Raw genomic sequence first — 15,056 nt, forward strand, 5'->3', positions numbered from 1 at the left:
GGCTGTCCGGTCCGTTCATCGTCATGCCGGCTGATAGAAGTATGCTCCATCCTTGCGAACCACGCGACCGATGCCTGGCCAGCCGAGGTGCGCGCCGGCGATCCACGTCCCCGCCTCGGCCGCATCATCAAAAACCTTCAGGCGGGTCGTGCGTGCGGTCGCCTGATCGTCGTCATAGCCCCAACTGAGCGTGGAATCGCCGAACTGCGCGGCCGGCACGTGCACGATGTCGCCGAAGAACAGGAAACGGTCCTCGTCCGTGTCGAACGCGTAGCCAGTGTGACCGGGAGCATGACCTGGCAGGGCAACCGCTCTCAATCGCTCAGCCACCTGGTCGCCATTTCGGATGGGCTTCAGCAAGGGCCGGAACCGCGCAAGGTGCCGCTCGGCGAGAAAACTCTCCATGGCCGCCTCGCCAATCATGATCGCCTTCAGGTTCTGAAAGAGCACGCGGCCGTCGGGGGTCAAAAGCCCCTGCACATGATCCTGATGGGTGTGAGTGAGCGCCAAAGCCGTGATCGATGCCGGGTCGATCCCGGCTTCCGCCAGCGTCTGCTCGAGACGCCCGACTGTGGGCATCCAGCCTCCTCCTCCGCTGTCAATCAGGACGCCGTCACCGCCTGGACCTGCGAGGGCGAAGCAGTTGACGGACAGGCGAAGTGCGCTTCCCTGCGCGGCCTGCGGCACCGGGTTATTCTGCGGGTCCCGCAAAAGGTCCGCGGGCATCTCGATATAGCCGTCCGACAGCGACCAGACACGCCAATCGCCTGACGTGCCGCCGAGAACGTTGTTGCTGCGCGATGTCACGATCATGAGGTCAAGCCTAGTCCAGGGTCGTTTATGAGGATAGACCTGTTGTTTGGGATGGTGTCATGAGCATAATTCATAAAGCATGAGAAGCGAACTGAACGAACTCGCCGCATTTGCGATGGTCGCCCGTGAGCGAAGCTTCACCCGGGCCGCGGCAAAGTTGGGGGTGTCTCAGTCTGCGCTGAGCCACACGATCCGGGGGCTCGAGCAGCGGCTCGCGTTGCGGCTTCTCGCCCGGACAACGAAGAGCGTTGCCCCAACCGCTGCAGGGACAGCGCTTTTGAAGGATTTGTCTCCGGCACTCGAACAGATCACGCTTGCCCTCGACAGGGCCCGAAGCCTTCGGCACCGGCCTGCGGGCCGCCTTCGCATTGTGATGTCGCGCTCGGCCGCCGTGATGGTCATGTTGCCGCGGCTCGCGGCATTCGCCGATGCCTACCCCGACATCGTTCTTGACGTTGTCACCGTCACGGGTCCCGTGGACCTCGTCGCAGGCGAGTTCGATGCCGGCATTCAGCTCGGCGAGTACATTCAAAAAGACATGATCGCGGTGCGCGTCACGCCGGACTTGCGATTGGCGGTCGTGGGATCGCCCCGCTATTTCGCGTCACGACGCATCCCGCAAAAGCCGACGGATCTCGGCGACCATCGATGCATCACGCTGCGCCTTCCGGGCGGTCCATATCGATGGGAGTTCGAGCGCGGGCGGAAGTCGGTCACGATCAGCGTGAACGGCCCGCTCGTCATCGACGACACTCACCTGGTGATTGAGGCGGCGCTCGCCGGAGTTGGCCTTGGTCTGGTCTATGAAGAGCAGGTCGCAGGGGACATCGCCAAGCGGCGGCTCGTCCGTGTCCTGGAAGACTGGACGCCGCCAATTCCCGGCTTCTTCATGTACTATCCCAGTCGTCAGCATCAACCTGCTGCACTGTCCGCGCTGGTGAACGCGCTGCGTCTCTCGGGAAAACAGGTTGGGTGCGGGGCTGGCGGCGAATACGAACTGCGGCCCCGCCGACGTGCTGACAAAGGATTGCCGGGCTGCGCTGCATCAGCGGGCCCGTCGTCACCTGTCCTTAACCGAAGCAGGCAGGACAAGTGGCGCGGGCACAGCGGTTGATCTAGGTGAACTGCAGGCGGATGGAGGATGCCGTCCCATCCTGAAGGTTGAAGAGCGACCTTGCAGCAGGCCTGGACCAGTTTCTGGATGAACGTCTCCGCCCTGTTCGAGGCGGCGCTGACGCCGTTCCAGGCCGCGGCGCGACTGGTCGGGCTCAATCCATCGGTCCCCCAGACCTACTTCTTCCTGGTCGCCGCGGGCTTTGCGACCCTGTTGTTCATCCACCTCTATGGAGACATCGTCGTCCTGCGCCGAGGTCGCCGCACCACCGGCACGATCGTCGGCATCGATCCCGGCGACGATTCCCCCGATCGGCCGATCATCCGCTTCAGGGATACATCGGGGCGGGAATTCACCTTCACCTCGGACCTCAGCTGCAACGACACCACGCGCCGGATCGGCGCGACGGTCGAGGTGGACTACGATCCGGCCAAACCCAGCCGGGTGCGCGAAGCCGGCCGTCCCATCGCAAAGCTGCTCTACATCGCGGTGCTGACCTTCATCGCCGGGCTTCCGCTGACCGCAATTTTTGTCGTCAAGTGAGCGGTAGCCCGAGGACGTGCACGCACGAGCGTCAGTGCGGCAGGAAAGGCGCAGCCAGCACTGCGAGCATGCCAAAGGCCGCGACGTTCCAGAACAGAGAGCGGACCAGCGGAACGCCGGACACATAAAGCACGCTATACGCGATGCGCCCGCCGATATAGGCGATCGCCCCCCAATGGGTCAGCTCATTGTGAACGCCGGCCGCCTGCGCAACGAGGACCGCTGCGGCGAAGAACGGAAACGTCTCCATGTAATTGCGGAAGTTGCGGTTGATGCGCCCGGGGATCGGTCTGAGCGGAGGCATCTCGCCATCGCGCGGGCTTGCAGCCCAGCTGAGGCCGTACTGCGCGTTCGCGGCTTGCGCGGCGGCGACGAGTTGAAGGAAGCCCCAAACGGTGGCCGCAGCCAACATCATGAGTTCGAAGCTCATGCGATCTCGTCTCCTCCTTCAAAATGCGAGCGGCCGATCTCAGCAGGCCGCCCCCTTGAGCACGATGGGTTTCGTTGCGCTCTACCCATCGTGCGGGCCACGCTCATTGCTTGAAACAATGCTCGCGGTGCCACTTCAGAAAATGTGGATGCGGCCGATCCGACAGCCTCTTCGGCTCAAGCGCGCGACCGGTCTTGTTGATTATCGATCGGACACCATCCAGATCATTCGTCTGACGCGAGATCAGGATTTCCAAATTGTCCGCCAGGCCAATGAGGCCGCGATCGAACATCCAATGCGCGGTACCTGAAAGAGCGATGCCATTGCTGATGATGTCTGGGCCATTTGCCTCGACCGGCCGTATGTGAGCGGCCGCGACCTCAGCGCGCCCCATCCCATTGATGAGCTTTAGCCCCGTAATTGCGCAGCGCTCATCATAGGCACGGAGCACGATGCGGCGAAACACTCGATCGCGCAAAACTCTCGATACTGTCAGGCTAACACGGTCGCGCTGCTGTTCTAGCCTGAACGGCGCCTGCTCCTCGCCGAGGTCGAGCGATCGGACATCGTCATCGCGCCGCGGAAGCAGCGGCGCATTCTCCGCCAAACCAAGTTCGCATATTCTATTGAAATCGTCGGGAGAGATCGGGCGGACTGACGATTGAGCACGTCCTGAAATTCGTCCCTGCTCATTCAGGACCCCGCGCTCCACGGGACCAGTCGCCCCGTTGAACGGGACCGGGTTGGCAAAATCGAGATAGCTTCCGGGCTCGATCAGAGCGAGGTACATCCCCGACGCGCTTGGGTCCGGAATAACCTGCTGAACCCGAGCCATCGCAAAGTAGCCGCGCGTCTCGGCCACCTTGCTTGGTTCGTAGTAGATTATCCAATCACCGATGCAGGCTTCAACACGGCGGAGATACTGGCGGGGAAATTGATACTGTTCAGCGGGGCTGTCTTCGTAAATCGAATCCAATCGATGGATGAATACCCCCAATCCCATAATTTATGCGACGCCGCCCCTCCGACAAGTCGCCCCCCGATGGAGCGATTCTGAACATCGAGGAGGCACCACCCCCTACTCCCACTCAATCGTCCCCGGCGGCTTGCTCGTCACGTCGTACACCACCCGGTTCACGCCCTTCACCTCGTTGATGATGCGCGTCGCGGTCTCCCCTAAGAACTTCATGTCGAACTGGTAGAAGTCCGCGGTCATGCCGTCGGTGGAGGTGACGGCGCGGAGGCCCACGACGTAGTCGTAGGTGCGGCCGTCGCCCATGACGCCGACGGTCTTGACGGGGAGCAGCACGGCGAAGGCCTGCCAGATCTCGTCGTAGAGGCCGTGCTTGCGGATCTGGTCGATGTAGACGGCGTCGGCCTTGCGCAGGATGTCGAGCTTGTCGCGGGTGATGTCGCCGGGGCAGCGGATGGCGAGGCCCGGGCCCGGGAACGGGTGGCGGCCGACGAAGATTTCGGGAAGGCCGAGCTCGCGCCCTAACTTGCGCACCTCGTCCTTGAACAGCTCGCGCAGGGGCTCGACGAGCTTCATGTTCATGCGCTCGGGCAGTCCGCCGACATTGTGGTGCGACTTGATCGTCACCGAGGGGCCGCCGGTGAAGGAGACGCTCTCGATCACATCGGGATAGAGCGTGCCCTGCGCGAGGAAGTCGGCGCCGCCGATCTTCTTGGCCTCCTGCTCGAACACCTCGATGAAGAGGCGGCCGATGGTCTTGCGCTTGGTTTCGGGATCGGTGACGCCTTCGAGCTCGCCGAGGAATTGCTTGGAGGCATCCACGTGCACGAGCGGGATGTTGTAGTGGTGGCGGAACAGGTCGACCACGGTCTTGGCTTCATCGAGGCGGAGCAGACCATGATCGACGAAGACGCAAGTGAGCTGGTCGCCGATGGCTTCGTGGATCAACACGGCGGCGACTGCTGAATCGACGCCGCCGGAGAGGCCGCAGATCACCTTGCCCTTGCCGACCTGCTGGCGGATCTTGGCGATCTCCTCCTCGCGGAAGGCGCGCATGGTCCAGTCGCCGGTGAGGCCTGCGATCTTGCGGACGAAGTTGCGGATCAGCTTGGCGCCGTCGGGCGTGTGCACCACTTCGGGGTGGAACATCAGGCCGTAGTACTTGCGCGTCTCGTCCTGGATGATCGCGAAGGGCGCGTTCGGCGAGGTGCCGGCGACGGAGAAGCCCGGCGGCATTTTCGTGATGCGGTCGCCATGGCTCATCCAGACCTGGTTCTTGCCGCCGAGCGTCCAGACGTCCTCGAACAGCTTGCTCTTTGCCTTCACCTCGACGTCGGCGCGGCCGAATTCGCGGTGATGGCCGCCCTCGACCTCGCCCCCGAGCTGGGCCGCCATGGTCATCTGGCCGTAGCAGATGCCCATCACGGGCACGCCGGAATCGAAGATCGCCTGCGGGGCGCGGGGCGAGCCGGCCTCATGCACCGACTCGGGGCCGCCGGAGAGGATCACCGCTTTCGGCTTCATCTCGTCGAAGGCCGCTTCGGCCTTGTTGAACGGGACGATCTCGCAATAGACGCCGTCCTCACGCACGCGGCGCGCGATCAGCTGCGTCACCTGGCTGCCGAAGTCGACGATGAGAATCTTGTCGTGCGCCGAGGCCACCGAGGGCGTCGACGCGGAGCGGTCGTTCTGTGCTGCTGTCATGGCAAGCAGATACGCGACCATGCCGCGGCCCGCAACCGCGCAGGCTTGCGCGCCCACATTCTTCTTTGGACATGGACAAATGGAATATAGATAAGTATTATTGACCTAATTTAGCCCCTCGCCTGAAACAGGGGCCGATCAGGGGAGAACGCCCCATGTCACAGCATCATCAGCCAGCAGAACTCGCCGCGCTCGGCCGCACCTGGGTCGAGGCCTGGAACGCGCGCGACCTCGAACGTGTGCTCACGCTCTATGACGAGGCGGCCGTGATGACCTCGGACCGTATTCCGCTCCTGGGGTTTGAGGCCAGCGGCACCGTGCGCGGCAAGGACGCGCTTCGCGCCTATTGGGGCAAGGCGCTCGCCCTGGTGCCGAACCTGCACTTCTCGCTGATCGATCTGTTCGTGAGCCCCGACAGCGTCGTGGTGTTCTACGAGAACGAGCGCGGCAAGCGGATTTGCGAATACCTGCGGGTGAATGCCGAGGGAAAGATCGTGCAGGGATCGGCGAATCATCTGGCGCACTAGCCTATCCGCGTCATTGCGAGGAGCTCTTGCGACGAAGCAATCCAGACTGCCGCCGTGGATACAGTTCTGGATTGCTTCGCTGCGCTCGCAATGACGGAGACTGTGGCAAGCGCGTGCGCTAACAACGGCGCTGCCGGCGCCAAGACAGGACATCCCCATGAAACTCCCCGCCTCGCCCTTCACCGTGACCGACTGGAGCAAGGTCACCCCGACCGCGCATCCCGGGGAGACCGGCGAGGCGCTGTGGCGGACGCTGAACATCGGCGATCTTCGGGTGCGGATGGTCGAATATTCGCCGGGCTACCTCGCCGACCATTGGTGCGACCGCGGCCACGTGCTCTACGTGCTGGAGGGCGAGCTCTGCTCCGAGTTGCGCGACGGGCGCAAATTCAAGCTGACGGCGGGGATGAGCTACCAGGTCTCGGATTTCGGCGACGTCGCGCACCGGTCCTCGACAGTGACGGGGGCGACGCTCTTCATCGTCGACTAAGACGCGCGAGAGCGGCAAATTTGCACCGCAAAATAGTAAACCAGCGCGACACTCCGGTCCACGGGTGGTGCCTTGAAGTGGCCCCAATATCTCGCTATATTGTGATCATCGATACTTGGCCGAACGACTGGGCCGCTTCGCTTCGTTGCTGACGGGCGCGCACGCTTCAGATGATTTCCCCAAACATCGACTGATCAGGATCATGGGCGCAATGCTGCGTACCGGTCCGCGTGCGTACTCTCTCTAACAAAGGAAATTCCCATGGCTATGGGCACCGTGAAGTGGTTCAACACCCAAAAGGGTTATGGTTTCATCCAGCCGGATGACGGCCAGAAGGACGTGTTCGTGCACATCAGCGCCGTCGAGCGCGCCGGCCTTTCGACCCTGAACGAGGGTCAGAAGGTCTCGTTCGACGTCGTCGCTGACCGTCGCAGCGGCAAGTCCTCGGCTGACAATCTCCGCGTCGGCTAATCGCCAGCGCACGGCGCTCTGACCACGGACGTACCGGCAGAGCGCAACCAACAAAGGCCCCGCGACCGGGATCCGGTTCGCGGGGCTTTTGTTTTGGGTGTCATTCCGGGGCTCGCGAAGCGAGAACCCGGAATCCATGGAACCCAACGACTGCCGCGCGATGGATTCCGGGCTCACCCTGCGGGCGCCCCGGAATGACGGCGGAGTAATCAGCCCGCCTTCCGCAGGACCGAAACAAAAAATCCATCCGTCCCCGTCCGCCGCGGCGTCATCAGCCAGCCCTCCGGCGATTGCAGCGCCGCGTCGGCGAAGGCCTCCGCCTTGTCCCAGAGCACGCTCGCGGTCTGCTCGGGCGGGACGACTGCGAACTCGCCATGGCGGGCGATGAACGCCCTCACCTGCTCGCCGTTCTCCTCCGCCAGCACCGAGCAGGTGACGTAGGCGATGCGGCCGCCGGCCTTCACCAGCGGCACGGCGCGCTCCAGCACCTCGGCCTGGTCGCGCAGGCGGATCTCCAGCGCGCCCGGCCGCATCCGCCATTTGGCATCGGGGTTGCGGCGCCAGGTTCCGGTTCCCGTGCAGGGCGCGTCGATGACGACCAGATCGGCCGAGGCGCGGATGTCGGAGAGCGGATCGGCCTCGCCCTTGGGCGTGCGGACATCGGCATTGTGGACGCCGGCCCGCGACAGCCGTTCGTGGATGGGAGCCAGTTGCCGCTTGTCGCGGTCGGTGGCGATCAGGCGGCCCTTGCCCTGCATCAGGGCGGCGAGCGCCAGCGTCTTGCCGCCGGCGCCGGCGCAGAGATCGATCACCTGCTCGCCGGGTTTTGCCGCGGTGAATTGGGCCGCAAGCTGCGATCCCTCATCCTGCACTTCAATGGCGCCCTTGATGAAATCCTCTTCGGCCTGGATGCCGGGGTTGCGCGCATCGGCCGAAAGCTCGATGCGGAGACCCGTTGCCGACCACGGCGCAGGCTTCGCATGAAGATGAGCAAGCGCCCGTAGCACCTTGTCGCGATTGGATTTCAGCGTGTTGACGCGCAGATCGAGCGGGGCCCGGCTCGCCATCGCGGCGGCTTCCGCGGCGCGGGTCTCGCCGAACACTTTTGCGAAGTGCGGATCGAGCCATTCCGGATAGTCGCCGGCGACCGCGGCCGGGGCATCGTCGAGCGAACGCGAGGCGAGCGCAGCCTGCTCGGCCTCCGTGAGCGGCGCGGGCGCAAAGCGGCTGCCGTCGAACATCGCGGCCATGGTGGCCGTGTCCATGTCGCGTTCGAGGCGCAGCATGCCGATCAGCCGCGCCCGTGCGGTGTCGGAATCCATCAGGAACGCGCTCGAGGCGTAGCGGCGCAGCACGTCCCAGACCAGGCCCGCGATGGCGGCGCGGTCGCCGGAGCCGGCAAAGCGGTGTGCGGTGCCCCACTCCTTCAGCGCCTTGGCCGCGGGCACGCGGTCCTTCTCGATGGTGTCGATGAGTTCGATGGCTGCGGACAGCCGGGCAGCAGGAGTCATTTCAAATCTTTCAAACCAGCAACAGCATTTTCAACGCGAAGTAGATCCACATCGCCAGCAGCACCAGCACGCCGGCGAGCCAGACCGTGGAGCGCCGGCCGAGATCGTTCGAGGAGACGAAGATTCCGGCATGGGCAAACCGCGTCACCACGAACACCCAGGACATCAGCACGATGAAGAGATCGGCATGGCGCAGCGGCATGGCCAGCGCGATCAGCGCGTAGAACAGCACCGGCAGCTCGTACTGGTTGCGGTAGCAATTGGCGATTTGTGTGGCGCCCTTGGGCCAGTTCGGCTCGCCCAGCGCAATGTCGCGGATTTTCGTCTCGCCCGAGACCAGCGCCTTGCGGCGCGCCAGCACCATGCCGATCAGCAGCGCGAAGGTGAGCCCGACCTGCACGAAGACAGGCAGCAAGACCATTTGAACGGACATCTGAGTTTTCCCATCCGGCAGCAGCCGCCGGACCCGTCCATTAGCCGCCGCTCCTCGTCCTGACAATCAACCAGTTGAACCGGCGTTCCCGATCTCGCGACCAACGCCCGATAGTTAAAGCGATTTTGGCCCTCTCCGGGGCCGGGGCGAGATACCGCCATGAACACCCTGTCCAGCCTTTTGACCTATTCCGCCGATGGTCAGCTCGGCATCCTGATGTCGGCGCTGGCCGGTATCGCCGCCGCGCTAGCGGTCGCGCTGGCGATGACGGTCTACCTCCGCATGAGCTACCGGATGATCTACGTGACCTGGCGCGAGGTCGTCAGGCACGGAATCGCGGCGCTCGCCGCGCTCGTGCTGTTCGCCTTTGCCGCCTACGACATGCGCCACGCCGCCCTGGCCTATCTCGGCCTCAACCCTTCCAAGCCTGCGGTCGAATTCGAGATCCGCATGCCCAGGGAGATGCTGACGGCGGTGTCCGACGCCCAGGTCGAGCTGCATACCGACCGGAACCAGACGCTGGCGCTGGTCGGCGGTGTGCGCGAGGTTCCGGACGGGCGCGCGCTGCTGCGCGGCGCGGTCGCGCTCAACCACCGCACCGCGGACCGCGTGCTGGTGGTGAACCTGCCCGGCAAGGGGACGTTCGAATTCCGCCTCCGCCTGCCGGCCGAGCCGCATCGCGCCGAGCAGTTCGGCCCCTGGCACCTCGCCGACCGCATCGCCTCGCCGCTGGCCGGCAGCGTCGCCCCGCAGGACGCCTACACGATCCGCTATCGCGTGCTTTAAACTTTGTTCGTTGCGATCCATGCCCGCGCCGTCATCGTTCCGACGCGCGCCAGCGCGTAAGATGATCGCATGTCCGAATTTCGCCTCACGCAGATTTCCGACACGCATCTCGGCCGACGCTTCCCCGGCCTGATCGCCAACTTCCACCGCGTCTGCGAGCACATCGACGCTGACAGGCCCGATCTCGTCATCAACACCGGCGACGTCTCTTTCGACGGGCCGACCAGCCGCGACGATGTCGAGTTCGCGAGGAGCCTGCACGACGCCCTCCCCATCGCCTGCCGCTACCTCCCCGGCAACCACGACATCGGCGACAATCCGACCGCGATCGGGCCTGCACCGAAGCCGCCGGTGGAGGAAGCGCACCGCCGGCAGTTCTGCGACATCATCGGCGAAGACCATTGGTCGTTCGAGGCCGCCGGCTGGCGCTTCATCGGCCTCAACTCGCTGGTGCTGAATTCAGGGCTCGCCTTCGAGGCCGAGCAGTTCGACTGGCTGTCCCAGGAGATCGCGCGCATTGACGGCAAGCCGGTTGCGCTATTCCTGCACAAGCCGGTGTTCCTCAACCTGCCCGACGATCCTGAGACGCCGGAGACCTCGATCCGCTACGTGCCGCAGCCGGCGCGCGCGCGATTGATCGAGATGTTTGCGCGCGTCGATCTGCGCCTCATCGCCAGCGGCCACGTGCACCAGCGGCGCGACTTCACCTTTCGCCACACCCGCCACGTCTGGGCGCCGTCGACCGGCTTCAAGATCAACGACCAGCGCCAGGACCGGATCGCGATCAAGGAAGTCGGGCTCGTGGAATATCGCTTCCAGCGCGACGGTTTTGAGGTCCGCCACGTCAAGGCGGCGGGGCAGCGCGATATCGATATTGAGGAGATCCTCGCCCAGATGGGCGAGCACTAGCCCAATCTGTCAGCATCGCCCCCTACCTGAATACCTCATTGCATCAATTTCGCCCCCAAAATGGCTAGAACTCGCTAATGACAACGTTGTCATTACCACTTATCGTTCCTTCAGCGGTCGAGGGCCGCAGACGGAGCAACGATGCAGTTCTTGTCCCGGTGGGATAGCCAACGTCTTTCAACGACCACGCGGGGCATTCCCCTGGTCGATGGCCTATCCGCCGCGGACATCGGCAGCCAGCGCTGGTCACCGGCGCGCGGCGACCTTGCGCTGCCCGCCCTCACCCTCGACGAGACCGCCTTTGCGGCCAACCGCGACCTCTTTCTGGCCTGGTGCGCGAGCGCCAGCGTCGCGGTCGCGCCCCATGCGAAAACCCCGATGTCGCCGGAACTCGCCCGCTCGCTACGTGCAGCCGGCGCCTGGGGCACGACCGTTGCCAACATCCAGCAGGTCGCAGTGCTGCTCGCCGATGGCGAACGCCGCCTGCTGCTGGCCAATGAGATCGGCGGGCTTGCGTCCGGCCGGCGGCTTGGCGCGTTGCTGAGCACCTATCCCGACGTCGAATTTCATGCCTTCGCGGATTCGCCGGCGGCCGTCGCAGCGCTCGTCGAGGCGGCGCGGATTGCGGGGCGCAACGAATTGTCCGTGCTGGTCGAGCTCGGCGCGGGCCGGGCCGGCGCGCGCGACCGTGCCGCGGTCGAAGCGACGATCGCCGCGGTGCTCGCGTCCGACCGGCTCGTGCTCGGCGGCGTCGCCACCTATGAGGGCGCGGCCGCGACAGCCGATACCGATGAGACGATGCGCGCGATCGCCGCGCTGATGGCGCGCACCATCGAAACCTTCGCACTGGTGCGCGCTGCTGCCCCGGGTCGGCCGCTGATCATCAGCGCCGGGGGCTCGGCCTATTTCGATATCGTCACGCGGGCGCTCGCCCCGGTCGCGCAGGCCGACGGCAATGCCACCGTTCTTCTGCGCTCCGGCGCACTGTTCTTCGCCGATCACGGCATCTATGCCCGCGCCTTCGCCGAGCTCGACCGCCGCGGCGGGCTCGTCATCGACGGCGCCCGGCACTCGGCGGCGGACGGTTTCCGGCCCGCGCTCACGCTCTGGGCCGAGGTGCTGTCGCGGCCGGAAGCAGGCCTTGCGATCGCCGGCTTCGGTATGCGCGATGCCTCCTTCGACCAGGGCCTGCCGGTGCCGCTGCGCACCTTCCGCGACGGCGTCGCGCAGCAAGGGCTCGCTGAGACCTTGTCGGTCACCCGTCTCAACGATCAGCATGCGTTCCTGTCGGTTGGACCCGATAGCCCGCTTGCGGTCGGCGACATCATCGCCTTCGGCATCTCGCATCCCTGCACCTGCCTCGACCGCTGGCGCGTGATCCTCGCGCTCGACGCCGACGGCATCGTGACGCGCGCCCTCCCCACGCAGTTCGGCTGAGAGCGGCGCGATGAATTTCCTGCCGCTCTGGCGCTATCAGAACCAGCTCATCGACGGCGCCATCGTCACGCTGGAGCTGACGGTCATCTCGGCGGTATGCGGCCTTCTGATCGGCATTGCCGGCGCGGTCGCGCTGAAGGGCCGCATCACGCAGCTGCGCTGGCTGGTGCGCTTCTACATCGAGCTGTTCCGCAACACGCCGTCGCTGATCCAGATCTTCATCGTCTTCTTCGTGCTGCCGACCTTCGGCCTGAAGCTTCCGGCGTTCGAGGCCGCCTGCGTGGCGTTGTCGCTCTATTTCGGCGCCTATTCGGTCGAGATCATCCGCGCAGGCCTCGATTCCATTCCGCGCAGCCAGGTCGAGGCCGGTGCCTGCCTCGGGCTGTCAGGCTGGCAGGTGTTTCGCCACATCATCCTGCCGCCGGCGCTGCGTAACGCCTATCCGGCCGTGACCAGCCAGTTCGTGCTGCTGCTGCTTGGCACCTCGCTCGCCTCGCAGGTCGCGGCAGACGAGCTGTTCCACGTCGCCGGCTTCATCGAGAGCCGCACCTATCGCAGCTTCGAGGTCTATGCGGTGATCTGCGCCGTCTATTTCGCGATGGCGATGTCGTTCAAGGCGCTGTTCGCCATCATCGGCGCCGTCGCCTTCCGCTGGCCGCGGCGGCGCTGAGGGGCAAGCGATGCGATCCTTCTCCCTCATCGACTTCGTCTCGCTGTTCACTGCGCTACGCTGGACCGTCGCGCTCGTCGTGCTCGCGCGCGCCTTCGGCGCGCCGCTGGCGCTCGGGCTTGCGCTCGGCCGCATCAGCCGCTTTGCCGGGCTGCGCTGGGCAATGGCGGCGTGCATCCAGGTGATCCAGAGCGTGCCGCTGCTCGGCCTGTTGTTCTTCTTCTATTTCGGCATGCCGGTCTTCCTGGGCATCCAGGTCCCCGCGATCATCGCCGTGACCGTCGCCTACACGCTCTACACCGCCGCCTTCCTCGGCGAGATCTGGCGCGGCGGGCTGGAGGCCGTGAAGCAGGCGCAGTGGGAGGCCGGCGCCTGCCTCGGCCTCTCCGCCTGGCAGCAATTCCGCCACATCATCGCGCCGCAGGCACTGCGGCTGTCGCTGCCGCCGACCGTCGGCTTCCTGGTGCAGCTCATCAAGGGCACCTCGCTCGCCTCCATTCTAGGCTTCGTCGAGCTTGCCCGCGCCGGCCAGGTGGTGAGTGCGGCGACGTTCCAGCCGCTGCTCACCTACGCGCTCGTCGCCGCGATCTATTTCGCGCTGTGCCTGCCGCTCACGCTCTGGTCCCGCTCATTGGAGGCCCGCCTCGATGGCTCTCGTTGAAATCCGTGACGTGCACAAGACGTTCGGCAAGGTCGAGGTGCTCAAGGGCGTCTCGCTCGACGTCGAGGAAGGCGAGATCGTCACCATCATCGGCCGCTCGGGCTCGGGCAAGTCGACGCTGCTCCGCTGCATCAATGCGCTGGAGAGCGTCGATTCCGGCGAGATCCGGGTCGAGGGCCAGAAGGTCCACGCTGGGATGCCTGACCTCAAGAAATTCCGTCAGCGCGTCGGCATTGTGTTCCAGGCCTTCAACCTGTTCCCGCACCTGAAGGTCGAGCGCAACATCACGCTGGCCCCGCTCCTCACCGGCCGCATCGAGAAGGCGAAAGCCCGTGCACTCGCCGAGGACGTGCTGACCCGCGTCGGCCTTGCCGACAAGATCGACGCCTGGCCCGAGCAGCTCTCCGGCGGCCAGCAGCAGCGCGTCGCGATCGCGCGATGCCTCGCCATGGCCCCTCACCTGATGCTGTTCGACGAGGTGACCTCTGCGCTCGATCCCGAACTCGTCGGCGAAGTGCTGAAGGTGATGGAGGCGATGGCGAAACAAGGCATGACGATGATCCTCGTCACCCACGAGATGGGTTTTGCCCGCAACGTCGCCAACCGCATCGTCTTCATGCATCAGGGCCGCGTCTGGGAACAGGGACCGCCGGCCAAGCTGTTCGCCAACCCTGAAACACCCGAGCTCGCAAGCTTCATCGCGTCGTCGAAATGAACATCGCCCACCCCATCCGTCACCAGGAGAGAGCCATGAGACAATTGAAGTCCCTCTTTGCGATCGCCGCCACGGCGCTTGCCGTCCTCGCTGCACCGAACCCCGCTCACGCCGACAAGCTCCAGGACGTGCTCGGTTCGGGCAAGCTGCGCGTCGGCATCCTGACCGACGCGGCGCCCTGGGGCTTCAAGGACGACAAGGGCGAGATCGCAGGTCTTGACGCCGATCTCGCGCGGCTGATCGCCGCCGACATGGGCGTGAAGCTCGAGCTGGTGCCGGTGACCGGCGCAGCCCGCATCCCGAGCCTGTTGTCGGACAAGATCGACATGCTGATCGCGGGGCTCGGCGCCACGCCCGAGCGCGCCCAGCAGGTGATGTTCTCGCAGCCCTACGCGGTGGTGAATCTCGGCGTCTACGGCGCCAAGTCGCTGCCTGCCGCGACCGGCAAGAAGCCGGACAATCTCGACGGCCGCAGCGTTGCGGTGGCCAAGGGCTCGACGCTCGACGTCTGGCTCACCGACAACGCCCCGAAGGTGAAGCTGGTGCGTTTCGAGGACACGCCGGCGGCCCTCGCCGCCTATCTCGCCGGCCAGGCCGACACGTTTGCGGAGAACAGCGCGATCGCGCTGAAGGTGCAGGAGCAGAACCCGACCAAGGAGGTCGAGCTGAAATTCCTGATCCGCCAGTCGCCCGCTCATGTCGGCGTGCGCCAGGGCGAGCAGAACCTGCTCAACTGGATCAACACCGACATCTTCACCAACAAGCTCAACGGCAAGCTCGGCGCATTGCAGCTGAAGTGGTTCAAGGAAGAGCAGTCGCTGCCGACGCTGTAAGTTTCAGAGGGCTCCCGTGCCGGTCGCGGGAGCCCC

At 65.1% G+C, this 15,056-nt stretch carries 17 protein-coding genes and 1 pseudogene; 12 read left to right on the forward strand and 6 right to left on the reverse strand.

Annotation, left to right across the window (positions count from 1 at the left end):
• Positions 1 to 21 precede the first annotated feature (21 nt).
• Positions 22 to 813, reverse strand: a complete 792-nt coding sequence (locus GPL20_RS29045) for an MBL fold metallo-hydrolase (protein ID WP_157334104.1) — start codon at positions 811 to 813, stop codon at positions 22 to 24.
• A 79-nt stretch (positions 814 to 892) separates the two neighbouring features.
• Here GPL20_RS29045 and GPL20_RS29050 point away from each other — a divergent pair.
• Positions 893 to 1,771: pseudogene (locus GPL20_RS29050) on the forward strand (LysR family transcriptional regulator); the annotation flags it as partial.
• A 243-nt stretch (positions 1,772 to 2,014) separates the two neighbouring features.
• On the forward strand, positions 2,015 to 2,470 hold the full coding sequence (locus GPL20_RS29055; RefSeq protein WP_157334108.1) for a DUF3592 domain-containing protein: 456 nt from the start codon (positions 2,015 to 2,017) through the stop codon (positions 2,468 to 2,470).
• Between the two features lie 31 nt (positions 2,471 to 2,501).
• Here GPL20_RS29055 and GPL20_RS29060 read toward each other — a convergent pair whose 3' ends face one another.
• The 3 genes from GPL20_RS29060 to guaA all read right to left on the reverse strand — a co-directional run bounded on the left by GPL20_RS29060 (position 2,502) and on the right by guaA (position 5,577).
• Entirely contained in the window at positions 2,502 to 2,900 is a 399-nt protein-coding gene (locus GPL20_RS29060) for an MAPEG family protein (protein WP_157334110.1), read from the reverse strand.
• A gap of 103 nt (positions 2,901 to 3,003) precedes the next feature.
• A complete protein-coding gene (locus tag GPL20_RS29065; RefSeq protein ID WP_157334112.1) occupies positions 3,004 to 3,903 on the reverse strand; it encodes an HNH endonuclease in 900 nt (299 codons plus the stop codon).
• A 75-nt stretch (positions 3,904 to 3,978) separates the two neighbouring features.
• Complete coding sequence (guaA, locus tag GPL20_RS29070; RefSeq protein ID WP_157334114.1) at positions 3,979 to 5,577, reverse strand: glutamine-hydrolyzing GMP synthase; 1,599 nt, start codon at positions 5,575 to 5,577, stop codon at positions 3,979 to 3,981.
• Positions 5,578 to 5,732: 155 nt separating this feature from the next.
• On the opposite strand from guaA, the gene GPL20_RS29075 reads away from it, so the two are divergent.
• The 3 genes from GPL20_RS29075 to GPL20_RS29085 all read left to right on the forward strand — a co-directional run bounded on the left by GPL20_RS29075 (position 5,733) and on the right by GPL20_RS29085 (position 7,065).
• Positions 5,733 to 6,104, forward strand: coding sequence for a nuclear transport factor 2 family protein (locus tag GPL20_RS29075; protein WP_157334116.1), 372 nt, complete (start codon positions 5,733 to 5,735; stop codon positions 6,102 to 6,104).
• A 157-nt stretch (positions 6,105 to 6,261) separates the two neighbouring features.
• Positions 6,262 to 6,594 carry a DHCW motif cupin fold protein gene (locus GPL20_RS29080; protein WP_157334118.1) on the forward strand — a complete coding sequence of 111 codons (333 nt, stop codon included), beginning with the start codon at positions 6,262 to 6,264 and terminating at the stop codon, positions 6,592 to 6,594.
• Between the two features lie 261 nt (positions 6,595 to 6,855).
• Positions 6,856 to 7,065 (forward strand): cold-shock protein, encoded by a 210-nt coding sequence (locus GPL20_RS29085; protein WP_157334120.1) that lies wholly within the window; start codon positions 6,856 to 6,858, stop codon positions 7,063 to 7,065.
• A 209-nt stretch (positions 7,066 to 7,274) separates the two neighbouring features.
• On the opposite strand, the gene GPL20_RS29090 is transcribed toward GPL20_RS29085, so the two are convergent.
• Both GPL20_RS29090 and GPL20_RS29095 read right to left on the reverse strand, forming a co-directional pair.
• A complete protein-coding gene (locus tag GPL20_RS29090) occupies positions 7,275 to 8,576 on the reverse strand; it encodes an RsmB/NOP family class I SAM-dependent RNA methyltransferase (RefSeq protein WP_157334122.1) in 1,302 nt (433 codons plus the stop codon).
• Positions 8,577 to 8,586: 10 nt separating this feature from the next.
• Complete coding sequence (locus GPL20_RS29095) at positions 8,587 to 9,009, reverse strand: MAPEG family protein (protein WP_157334124.1); 423 nt, start codon at positions 9,007 to 9,009, stop codon at positions 8,587 to 8,589.
• Positions 9,010 to 9,168: 159 nt separating this feature from the next.
• Here GPL20_RS29095 and GPL20_RS39025 point away from each other — a divergent pair, with 159 nt between their 5' ends.
• From GPL20_RS39025 to GPL20_RS29130, 7 genes are all read left to right on the forward strand, one after another.
• Positions 9,169 to 9,795: an acriflavin resistance protein gene (locus GPL20_RS39025; protein WP_167533271.1), complete on the forward strand. Its 627-nt coding sequence runs from the start codon at positions 9,169 to 9,171 to the stop codon at positions 9,793 to 9,795.
• Positions 9,796 to 9,864: 69 nt separating this feature from the next.
• Positions 9,865 to 10,704, forward strand: coding sequence for a metallophosphoesterase family protein (locus GPL20_RS29105; protein ID WP_157334127.1), 840 nt, complete (start codon positions 9,865 to 9,867; stop codon positions 10,702 to 10,704).
• Positions 10,705 to 10,845: 141 nt separating this feature from the next.
• Positions 10,846 to 12,141, forward strand: a complete 1,296-nt coding sequence (locus GPL20_RS29110) for an amino acid deaminase (RefSeq protein ID WP_157334129.1) — start codon at positions 10,846 to 10,848, stop codon at positions 12,139 to 12,141.
• Positions 12,142 to 12,151: 10 nt separating this feature from the next.
• Positions 12,152 to 12,811 carry an amino acid ABC transporter permease gene (locus tag GPL20_RS29115; RefSeq protein WP_157334131.1) on the forward strand — a complete coding sequence of 220 codons (660 nt, stop codon included), beginning with the start codon at positions 12,152 to 12,154 and terminating at the stop codon, positions 12,809 to 12,811.
• 10 nt (positions 12,812 to 12,821) lie between these two features.
• On the forward strand, positions 12,822 to 13,472 hold the full coding sequence (locus GPL20_RS29120; RefSeq protein WP_157334133.1) for an amino acid ABC transporter permease: 651 nt from the start codon (positions 12,822 to 12,824) through the stop codon (positions 13,470 to 13,472).
• Positions 13,459 to 14,187: an amino acid ABC transporter ATP-binding protein gene (locus GPL20_RS29125; protein ID WP_157334135.1), complete on the forward strand. Its 729-nt coding sequence runs from the start codon at positions 13,459 to 13,461 to the stop codon at positions 14,185 to 14,187. Before GPL20_RS29120 ends, GPL20_RS29125 begins: the two co-directional genes overlap by 14 nt.
• A 35-nt stretch (positions 14,188 to 14,222) precedes the next feature.
• Positions 14,223 to 15,020, forward strand: a complete 798-nt coding sequence (locus GPL20_RS29130; RefSeq protein WP_157334137.1) for a transporter substrate-binding domain-containing protein — start codon at positions 14,223 to 14,225, stop codon at positions 15,018 to 15,020.
• Positions 15,021 to 15,056: the final 36 nt, after the last annotated feature.

Source organism: Bradyrhizobium cajani (assembly GCF_009759665.1).
GTDB classification, from domain to species: Bacteria; Pseudomonadota; Alphaproteobacteria; order Rhizobiales; family Xanthobacteraceae; genus Bradyrhizobium; species Bradyrhizobium cajani.

Coding starts and splice junctions, on each gene's coding strand:
- GPL20_RS29115 (WP_157334131.1), top strand. CDS start 12,152: ATGAATTTCCTGCCGCTCTGGCGCTATCAGAACCAGCTCATCGACGGC.
- GPL20_RS29125 (WP_157334135.1), top strand. CDS start 13,459: ATGGCTCTCGTTGAAATCCGTGACGTGCACAAGACGTTCGGCAAGGTC.
- GPL20_RS29120 (WP_157334133.1), top strand. CDS start 12,822: ATGCGATCCTTCTCCCTCATCGACTTCGTCTCGCTGTTCACTGCGCTA.
- GPL20_RS29055 (WP_157334108.1), top strand. CDS start 2,015: ATGAACGTCTCCGCCCTGTTCGAGGCGGCGCTGACGCCGTTCCAGGCC.
- GPL20_RS29060 (WP_157334110.1), bottom strand. CDS start 2,900: ATGAGCTTCGAACTCATGATGTTGGCTGCGGCCACCGTTTGGGGCTTC.
- guaA (WP_157334114.1), bottom strand. CDS start 5,577: ATGACAGCAGCACAGAACGACCGCTCCGCGTCGACGCCCTCGGTGGCC.
- GPL20_RS29110 (WP_157334129.1), top strand. CDS start 10,846: ATGCAGTTCTTGTCCCGGTGGGATAGCCAACGTCTTTCAACGACCACG.
- GPL20_RS29105 (WP_157334127.1), top strand. CDS start 9,865: ATGTCCGAATTTCGCCTCACGCAGATTTCCGACACGCATCTCGGCCGA.
- GPL20_RS39025 (WP_167533271.1), top strand. CDS start 9,169: ATGAACACCCTGTCCAGCCTTTTGACCTATTCCGCCGATGGTCAGCTC.
- GPL20_RS29065 (WP_157334112.1), bottom strand. CDS start 3,903: ATGGGATTGGGGGTATTCATCCATCGATTGGATTCGATTTACGAAGAC.
- GPL20_RS29090 (WP_157334122.1), bottom strand. CDS start 8,576: ATGACTCCTGCTGCCCGGCTGTCCGCAGCCATCGAACTCATCGACACC.
- GPL20_RS29075 (WP_157334116.1), top strand. CDS start 5,733: ATGTCACAGCATCATCAGCCAGCAGAACTCGCCGCGCTCGGCCGCACC.
- GPL20_RS29080 (WP_157334118.1), top strand. CDS start 6,262: ATGAAACTCCCCGCCTCGCCCTTCACCGTGACCGACTGGAGCAAGGTC.
- GPL20_RS29085 (WP_157334120.1), top strand. CDS start 6,856: ATGGCTATGGGCACCGTGAAGTGGTTCAACACCCAAAAGGGTTATGGT.
- GPL20_RS29130 (WP_157334137.1), top strand. CDS start 14,223: ATGAGACAATTGAAGTCCCTCTTTGCGATCGCCGCCACGGCGCTTGCC.
- GPL20_RS29045 (WP_157334104.1), bottom strand. CDS start 813: ATGATCGTGACATCGCGCAGCAACAACGTTCTCGGCGGCACGTCAGGC.
- GPL20_RS29095 (WP_157334124.1), bottom strand. CDS start 9,009: ATGTCCGTTCAAATGGTCTTGCTGCCTGTCTTCGTGCAGGTCGGGCTC.